At 71.6% G+C, this 7859-nt stretch carries 8 protein-coding genes; 5 read left to right on the top strand and 3 right to left on the bottom strand.

Annotated elements, in window-relative coordinates; all coding sequences use genetic code 11:
* Positions 1–68 precede the first annotated feature (68 nt).
* Both ACWGKI_RS19915 and ACWGKI_RS19910 read right to left on the bottom strand, forming a co-directional pair.
* Complete coding sequence (locus ACWGKI_RS19915; protein WP_452189341.1) at positions 69–902, bottom strand: ABC transporter permease; 834 nt, start codon at positions 900–902, stop codon at positions 69–71.
* Positions 899–1951, bottom strand: a complete 1053-nt coding sequence (locus ACWGKI_RS19910) for an ATP-binding cassette domain-containing protein (protein WP_452189339.1) — start codon at positions 1949–1951, stop codon at positions 899–901. Before ACWGKI_RS19910 ends, ACWGKI_RS19915 begins: the two co-directional genes overlap by 4 nt.
* Positions 1952–2056: 105 nt before the next feature.
* Here ACWGKI_RS19910 and ACWGKI_RS19905 point away from each other — a divergent pair, with 105 nt between their 5' ends.
* Positions 2057–3388 (top strand): serine hydrolase domain-containing protein, encoded by a 1332-nt coding sequence (locus ACWGKI_RS19905; RefSeq protein ID WP_452189337.1) that lies wholly within the window; start codon positions 2057–2059, stop codon positions 3386–3388.
* A gap of 81 nt (positions 3389–3469) precedes the next feature.
* Here ACWGKI_RS19905 and ACWGKI_RS19900 read toward each other — a convergent pair whose 3' ends face one another.
* A complete protein-coding gene (locus ACWGKI_RS19900) occupies positions 3470–4240 on the bottom strand; it encodes a GntR family transcriptional regulator (protein ID WP_452189335.1) in 771 nt (256 codons plus the stop codon).
* 337 nt (positions 4241–4577) lie between these two features.
* On the opposite strand from ACWGKI_RS19900, the gene ACWGKI_RS19895 reads away from it, so the two are divergent.
* The 4 genes from ACWGKI_RS19895 to ehuA are packed head-to-tail and all read left to right on the top strand — an operon-like array spanning position 4578 to position 7778.
* Complete coding sequence (locus tag ACWGKI_RS19895) at positions 4578–5519, top strand: transporter substrate-binding domain-containing protein (RefSeq protein WP_380245127.1); 942 nt, start codon at positions 4578–4580, stop codon at positions 5517–5519.
* Positions 5520–5525: 6 nt separating this feature from the next.
* Positions 5526–6299: an ectoine/hydroxyectoine ABC transporter permease subunit EhuC gene (gene ehuC, locus ACWGKI_RS19890; RefSeq protein ID WP_452189333.1), complete on the top strand. Its 774-nt coding sequence runs from the start codon at positions 5526–5528 to the stop codon at positions 6297–6299.
* Complete coding sequence (gene ehuD, locus ACWGKI_RS19885; protein ID WP_452189331.1) at positions 6296–6946, top strand: ectoine/hydroxyectoine ABC transporter permease subunit EhuD; 651 nt, start codon at positions 6296–6298, stop codon at positions 6944–6946. The genes ehuC and ehuD overlap by 4 nt, the downstream gene beginning before the upstream one ends.
* A 28-nt stretch (positions 6947–6974) precedes the next feature.
* Positions 6975–7778, top strand: coding sequence for an ectoine/hydroxyectoine ABC transporter ATP-binding protein EhuA (ehuA, locus tag ACWGKI_RS19880; protein WP_452189329.1), 804 nt, complete (start codon positions 6975–6977; stop codon positions 7776–7778).
* Positions 7779–7859: the final 81 nt, after the last annotated feature.

The following is a 7859-nucleotide window of genomic DNA, read 5'->3' as shown; positions in this document are numbered from 1 at the left end:
GGGTACGAAATCGGCGAGAATTCCCTCGGGAGTTCTCGCCGATTTCGTACCCACAACAGAGGTTGGGGTCAGTGGCGGGTGCGGTACAGGTGCATGGTGACGGGGCCGAGCACGCCGGTGAGGACGACGGCGGCGACGAGGACCCAGAGGATCTCGCCGGTGTCGGGGGTGCCGGCCATCAGACCCCGGACGGCGGTGACGAGGTGCGTGACCGGGTTGATCTCGACGAACCGCTGCAGGGCCGCGGGCATGGTGGCCGGGTCGACGAAGATGTTCGACGCGAACGTCAGCGGCATCAGCACCATCATCGACACCCCCATCACGGCGTTCGGCGTGCGCAGCAGCAGGCCCAGGATGGTGAAGATCCAGCTCAGCGAGAACGCGAAGACGAGCAGGAGCACCACCCCGAGGACCACGCCCACGAAGCCGCCGGCGGGCCGGAACCCGATGATCAGGCCGAGGCCGATGGTCATCACCGAGGCGATGGAGTAGCGCACGGTGTCGCCCAGCAGCGCACCCACGATCGGTGCGGGCCGCCAGATCGGCAACGAACGGAACCGGTCGAAGACGCCCTTGGTGATGTCGGTGTTGAGCGTGTAGCCCGTGTACACGGTGACGATGACGATGGTCTGCACCAGGATGCCGGGCAGCAGGAACTGGATGTACGCGGACGTCGAGCCCGCCAGGGCGCCGCCGAACAGGTACGTGAACATCAGCGTGAAGATGACCGGGGAGACGAGCACGTCGAACAGCTGCTCGGGCACGTGCTTGATCTTCAGCAGCGCCCGCCACCCGAAGGTCAGGGTCATCGCGACGGCGGACGGCCGCGCGGGACGTTCGTCGAGCGCCACGGCCTGGCGCAGGGTGGTCGTCATCTCGGCCGGGCCGGCGGACGTGGTCATCGGGACACCTCCTGAGCGTCGACAGGCCGCTCGGCGCCGGAACCGGCGTCGGAATCGGCGTCGGCCGGCAGCGGCTTGCCCGTGAGCGTGAGGAACACCTCGTCCAGGCTGGGCTGTCCCAGTGTGAACTCGGGGACGGCGATGCCCGCGTCGCCGAGCGCGGGCAGGAGTCGGGCGACCGCGTCCGCGCCCTCGTCGGGCACGCGCGCCGACAGGGCGTAGGGGTCGGTCGGCAGGGTCGGCTCGGAGCCGAGCACCTTCTCGACGACGCTCGCGGCCGCCGCGCGCTGGGAAGAGTCGGCCAGGCGCATCGCCACGGCACCCTGCCCCACGGAGCGCTTGAGCTCCGTGGACGTCCCCTCCGCGATGACCGTGCCGTGGTCGATGACGGCGATGCGGTCGGCGAGCTGGTCCGCCTCCTCGAGGTACTGGGTCGTGAGCAGCACGGTGGCCCCGTCCGCGACGAGCACCCGCACGATGTCCCACACCTGGTTGCGGCTGCGGGGGTCGAGCCCGGTCGTGGGCTCGTCGAGGAAGAGCACGCGCGGGGCGAGCACCAGGGATGCGGCGAGGTCGATCCGCCGCCGCATGCCGCCGGAGTACGTCTTGACCTGGCGCGCGCCGGCGTCGGAGAGGCTGAAGGCGTCGAGGAGCCCCTCGACCCGGCGTCGGGCCCCGGCGCCCCGGAAGCCGTACAGCCGGGCGAGCATGAGGAGGTTCTCGGTGCCGGTCAGGTCCTCGTCCACGGACGCGTACTGGCCGGTGAGCCCGACGGCGCTGCGCACGGCGTCGGCGTCGGTCACGACGTCGTGCCCGAGCACGCGGGCGCTGCCTGCGTCCGGGCGCAGCAGCGTGGCGAGCATGCGGACGACGGTGGTCTTCCCGGCGCCGTTGGGGCCGAGCAGGCCGAAGACGCTGCCGGTCGGGATCTGCAGGTCGACACCGTCGACGGCCTTGGTGACCTGCTTGCGAGTGGTGAAGTGCTTGACGAGCCCGTGGGCATCGACGGCGAGTCCGTCGGTCGCGCGGGCCGGGGGCGGGTCGGGCATGGCTTCCTCCCTGCGGATCGGCTGAGTGACGTGCGTCACGTCCCAGGCTAGGACGGCCCTCCGACGGGGAACTCATCGGGCGCCGGTCGTGGCAGGGTGGCGGCCATGATCACCGAGCACGCGACCAGCGACCTGTTCGACGCCGACCACCTCGCCGCGTGGGTCGCCACGCAGGCCGGGTTCGCGCGGGTGCCCGGCGTCCAGTTCGCCGTCCGCGTGGGCGACGACCTGGTGCTCGACGGCGCCTGGGGGGTCGCCGACGTCACGACCGGTGAGCCGCTGACCCCGGACCACGTGTTCCGCGTCGCGTCGCACTCCAAGACGTTCACGGCGACGGCGGTGGCCCGCCTGGCCGACCGGGGCGCGCTGCGGCTCGACGACCCCTTCGACGCGCACCTGCCCGAGCTCGCGGGGGCCGACGTCGGCCAGGTGACGCTGCGGGAGGCGCTCGGCCACACCGGCGGGGTGCTGCGCGACGGTCGCGACGCCGACTTCTGGCAGCTCGGGGCACCGTTCCCCGACCGTGGGGCGCTGGTCGAGTCGGTCCTCGCGCACGGACCGGTCCTGGGGCGCGGCGACGTCTTCAAGTACTCCAACCTCGCCTATGGGCTGCTGGGCCTCGTGGTGGAGGCAGTGACGGGGCTGCCGTTCGCCGACCACGTCCGCGCCGACCTGCTCGACCCCCTCGGCCTGCGCTGCACGTCGGCCGAGGCGGTCGACGGCGCCCCCCACGTCGTCGGCCACTCCGCCCGCGGTGTGGCGGACGACGGCCGTCTCCCCGTCGCGGCGGCGCGCACGGGCGCCCTGGCGGCGGCCACCGGGTTCTGCTCGACGGCGGCCGACCTGACGCGCTGGTTCGCGGCGCACTCCGAGGGTTCCGGCCTGCTGCGCCCGGAGACGCGCCGCCTGATGCAGCGCGACGAGTCCGTGATCGACCGCCCGCACGCGCGCCTGCGCCGGTACGGGCTGGGCCTCGAGACGCGGGAGATCGAAGGGCGCCGCGTCGTCGGGCACGGGGGAGCGTTCCCCGGCCAGCTCAGCCGCACGTGGGCGGACCCGGCCGGGCGGGTCGCGGTGTCGGTGCTGACGAACGCGGTCGACGGTCCTGCGGACGCCCTGGCCACCGGGTTGTTCGCGCTGGTCGCCACGGCCCTCGACGCCGGCTCCCCGGCGTCCGACGCCGACCACGCCGCCCTGGACCGTCGCACGGGCCGCTTCGCGAACCTGTGGGGGCAGACCGATGTCGTCCGGCTCGGCCAGGACCTGTGGCTGCTCGACCCGCGCCGGGAGGACCCGTTGGCGGGGCGGAGCGGCTCGTCGCGGACGGCGAGGACCTGCGTCTGCCCGCCCTGCCCGGCTTCGAGGCTCCCGGTGAGCTGGTCGAGGTGCTCCCCGGCGACGACGGGCGCCCCGCGGGCGTCGTCGTCGGCGGGCTGACGTCCTGGCGTGCGGACGACTACGAGCACGAGCGGAGGGCCCAGCTCGCGGCGCTCGACGCGCGGCGAGCCGGGTGACCGGTCAGGGCTCGGGGAACGTCGGCGTGATCGGCTCCAGGCGGGGCGCGGGCGACGGCCTGGGCTCGTCGAAGGTCTCGACCTCCACGGTCTCCGGCGCGAGCAGCCGGGCGACGGCGTCCTCGAGGTTGGTGCGGATCGCGGCGACGAGCCCTTCGGCGTCGCGCGCCTCGAACCGCTCGACGAGCTCGACGTGCGACTCGGCGGCGTCCTTGCGCACCGCGTAGTCCTCGCTGAGCGTGAAGCTCGCGATGCGCACCTCGACGATGAGGGTGGTCATCCACCGCAGCAGCCACGGGTTGCCGGCCGCGGCGACGAGCGACCAGTGCACGTTGAGGTCGGCGTCGCCCACCCGGCGGGCGTCCTCGCTGCGTTCGGCGGCGACGAGGGAGTCGTGCGCGGCGCGGACGGCCGCGACCTGCGCGGGCGTGGCGCGTTCGACGGCGAGCGGCGCGGCCGACGTCTCCACCACGGCGCGCGCCTCGTACAGCGCCCGGACCCGGTCGGCGTCGATCCGCACGACGCTGAGCCCCCGGCCGGGGGTCGACCGCAGCAGCCCTTCCTGGACGAGCCGTTGCGCGGCCTCGCGGAAGGGCCCGCGGCTCACGCCGAGCTGGCTCGACATCTCGACCTCGCGGATCGGCGACCCCACCGGCAGCGCCCCCGAGTAGACGGCGTTGCGCAGCTCGACGGTGATGAGGTCGACCGTCGACGGTCGCGTCACCGGCGACAGGAACGGTGCGCTGCCGACAGGGACCCGTGACGACGGGGTCATCTGCTCTCCTTCCACGTGGCCGGGGACCGTCCCGACGGGACGCATCATCCCCCGAACCGGCCCTCGGGCCAGATCGTGACCCTCTTGTGACCATGCCATGACTGGGTTCTGGGGCTCCAGGGACGCCCTCCGACGTGTCGGACGGTGAGCCTGCACCGAGCTGACCTGCGACGACGCCGGGCAGGGCGCACCGAAGCCTCGATCCCTCGCCGATTGTAGACAATCCGACATGTGGATACATAGATTGTCGTCACGTCGGCATCGCGGCTACCGTGTCGCACCGTCGAGACCCACAAGCCCGGTGCGACCTCGCCCGGGCACGGAAGGGAGACACACCGTGTCGTCCACCAGGACCACGAAGCGCCGCCGGGCGTTCCTCGCCGCCGGCTCCGTCCTCACCTTGACCGCCCTCGTCGCCTGCTCGCGCACCGAGCCGGGCACCGGAGCCCCCGCGGGCGAGAGCGACACTCTCGCCGGGCTGCAGGACGAGGGCAGCATCACCGTCGCGTTCAACGGCGAGAAGCCCTACAGCTTCGAGGGGGACGACGGCGAGCTCGACGGCGCCACGGTCGCCCTCGACAAGAAGATCTTCGGGGAGCTCGGCATCGACACCGTCGAGGGCACCTTCACCGAGTGGAACTCGCTCATCCCCGGTCTCAACGCCGACCGCTACGACGCGGTCAGCGCAGGGATGTCGATCCTGCCGGAGCGTTGCGAGCAGGCCGCGTTCGCCGAGCCGACGATCATGTACACCACCGCGTTCCTCGTGCCGAAGGGCAACCCGGACAAGCTCAGCGACTGGCAGTCCGTGGAGGGCTCGGGCCTCACCCTTGCCGTGACGAGCGGCGCGATCGAGGCGGGCTACGCCGAGAAGACGGGGGTCAAGACGATCGAGGTCGGCAGCCCGCAGGACGGCCTCGACGCCGTGACGACCGGACGCGCCGACGCGTTCACCCTCACCGGCATCTCGCTGCGCGCCCTGGCCGAGAGCACGGACAAGCCCGTCGAGGTCACCGACGCCTTCGTCGCGACGATCGACGGCGAGCCGCAGATCGGCGCTGGCTCCGAGGTCTTCCGCAAGAACGACAGCAGCCTGCTGGACGCCTACAACGAGAAGCTCAAGCCGATCCTCGCCGACAAGGACGCCTGGCTCGACGTCATGGGGCCGTACGGCTTCACCGAGGCGGAGTACCCGCCGCCGGGCCTCACCGCCGAGATGCTCTGCGACCCGGACGCCGACCTCAAGAAGATCGCGGACGAGATCGGCCTGGAGTCCTGACGCCGCATGTCCGATGATCTCCAGACCTTCGTCGACCGGCTGCCCGCCCTGGGCGACGCGGTGCTCGTCACGCTGGAGCTGACCCTCGGCGGCGCGGTGCTGGCGCTGGTCGTCGCCCTCGTGCTCGGGTTCGGCTCGCGCACCCGGACCTTGTGGGTGCGCGGGCCGTCGCGGTTCGTCGTCGAGTTCTTCCGCGGCACGTCCCTCGTCGTCCAGATCTTCTGGATCTTCTACGTGCTGCCGGTGCTCGGCTTCAAGATGGAGGCCCTCGTGGTCGGCATCGTCGCCCTCGGCCTCAACTACGGCGCCTACGGCGCCGAGGTGGTGCGCGGCTCGATCGCGTCCGTGCCGCAGGGCCAGTGGGAAGCAGCCGTCGCGCTGAACATGAGCTGGTTCCACCGCGTGCGGCGCGTCATCTTCCCGCAGGCGTGGGCGCTGATGATCCCGATGCTCGCCAACCTGCTCATCCAGCTCCTCAAGGGGTCGGCGCTCGCGTACTACATCACGCTGCACGACCTGAACTTCTGGACGGTCCAGCTCCGGCGCGCCACCAGCGACACGGTGTTCAGCTACGCCGCCGGCCTGATCGTGTACTTCGTCATCGCCTACCTGCTGACCTGGGGGATGAACCTCCTGGAGGAGCGCGCCAAGCGCCGCCTCGGCCGGGGGACCCGGCCCACCGTGGGTGAGGCGCTCGGCCTCAAGCCGGGCCGGCTGCGGGTCACGTCCCAGCAGCGGCCGACCGACACTGCCGGCGTCGCGATGGGGGCAGCCCGATGACCGAGACCACCATCTGGAACTGGGACCGCGCCTGGGAGGTGCTCCCCGACCTCCTCGCCGGCCTGCGGATCACCGTGCTCGCCACGGTGGTCGGCATGGTGATCGCCGCCGTCCTGGGCCTGTTCATCGCCCTGGCGCTGCGGGCGTCGACCCGCTGGGTCACCGCCCCGCTGCGGCTGGTGGTCGACTTCATCAGGATGACGCCGCTGCTGGTGCAGCTGGTGTTCGTCTACCTGCTGTCGCCGCCGCAGATCCCCGCGCTCGCCATCGGGTGCGTCGTGCTCGGCATCCACTACGCCACCTACATGTCCGAGGTGTACCGCGCCGGGATCGAGGCCGTGCCGCAGGGCCAGTGGGAGGCCGCCGTGGCGCTGAACCTGCCCCGCGCCCGCACCTGGGGCGCCGTCATCCTGCCCCAGGCGGTCCGCAACACCCTGCCCGGCCTGGGCAACTACGCGATCTCCATGTTCAAGGAGACGCCCTTCCTGTTCGCCATCTCCGTGGTGGAGATGTACCAGGCGGCCCAGAGCTTCGGCGCGAACACCTTCTCGTACATCGAACCGCTGACCATGGTGGGGCTGCTGTTCCTCATCGTGAGCTACCCGACGTCGCTGCTCGTGCGACGGATGGAGACCCGCCTTGCCTGACCTCGCCACCTCCGCAGGGAGCCAGACCATGACCGCACCGGAGACGACCGCCGCCGGCGGCGTCACGCCTGCCATCGAGTTCCGCGACGTCGTCAAGCGCTTCGGCGACAACGTGGTGCTCGACGGCCTGAACTTCTCCGTCGCGCAGGGTGACCGCGTCACCCTGATCGGCCCGTCGGGCTCCGGCAAGACGACGATCCTGCGCCTGCTCATGACCCTCGAGGAGGCGAACGGCGGGCTCATCCTCATCGACGGCGACCCCTACACGCACGAGTACAAGGGCGAGAAGTGGGTCGAGATCTCGGAGAAGCGCCGCCGCGTGGTGCGCAACCGGGTCGGGATGGTGTTCCAGCAGTTCAACCTGTTCCCGAACATGACGGTGCTGGAGAACATCATCGAGGCGCCCGTGCACGTGCTCGGGCGGTCGAAGGACGAGGCGGTCGCCCGCGCCGAGCAGCTGCTCGAGCAGGTCGGCATGACGGACAAGCGCGACGCCCGCTGCACCCAGCTCTCCGGCGGTCAGCAGCAACGCGTGGCGATCGCGCGCGCGCTCGCGATGGACCCGGAGATCCTGCTCCTCGACGAGGTCACGTCCGCCCTGGACCCGGAGATCGTCGCCGACGTGCTCGGCGTGCTCCGCGAGATCGCCCGCACCACGGACATCACGATGCTGCTCGTGACGCACGAGATGCAGTTCGCCCGTGAGGTGTCGAACCGCGTGCTGATGTTCGACCACGGGCGGATCGTCGAGGAGGCGGACCCCGAGACGATGTTCACCAGCCCCAGGCACGAGCGCACCCAGGAGTTCCTCAAGGCCGTGCTCGGGCACTGACCCGGCACCTGAGAAGTCGCGGCACCCGAGCCGCGCCGCCGGGCGCCGAACAGGCGGTTGTGCACGCTCTGACCGTCAGAG

The sequence above is a fragment of the Isoptericola sp. NPDC055881 genome (assembly GCF_053615895.1).
The sequence above is the reverse complement of the archived record's forward strand: the minus strand, read 5'-3'. Positions and strand labels throughout refer to the sequence as shown.

Coding starts and splice junctions, on each gene's coding strand:
- ehuC (WP_452189333.1), top strand. CDS start 5,526: ATGTCCGATGATCTCCAGACCTTCGTCGACCGGCTGCCCGCCCTGGGC.
- ACWGKI_RS19905 (WP_452189337.1), top strand. CDS start 2,057: ATGATCACCGAGCACGCGACCAGCGACCTGTTCGACGCCGACCACCTC.
- ACWGKI_RS19910 (WP_452189339.1), bottom strand. CDS start 1,951: ATGCCCGACCCGCCCCCGGCCCGCGCGACCGACGGACTCGCCGTCGAT.
- ACWGKI_RS19900 (WP_452189335.1), bottom strand. CDS start 4,240: ATGACCCCGTCGTCACGGGTCCCTGTCGGCAGCGCACCGTTCCTGTCG.
- ehuD (WP_452189331.1), top strand. CDS start 6,296: ATGACCGAGACCACCATCTGGAACTGGGACCGCGCCTGGGAGGTGCTC.
- ehuA (WP_452189329.1), top strand. CDS start 6,975: ATGACCGCACCGGAGACGACCGCCGCCGGCGGCGTCACGCCTGCCATC.
- ACWGKI_RS19915 (WP_452189341.1), bottom strand. CDS start 902: ATGACCACGTCCGCCGGCCCGGCCGAGATGACGACCACCCTGCGCCAG.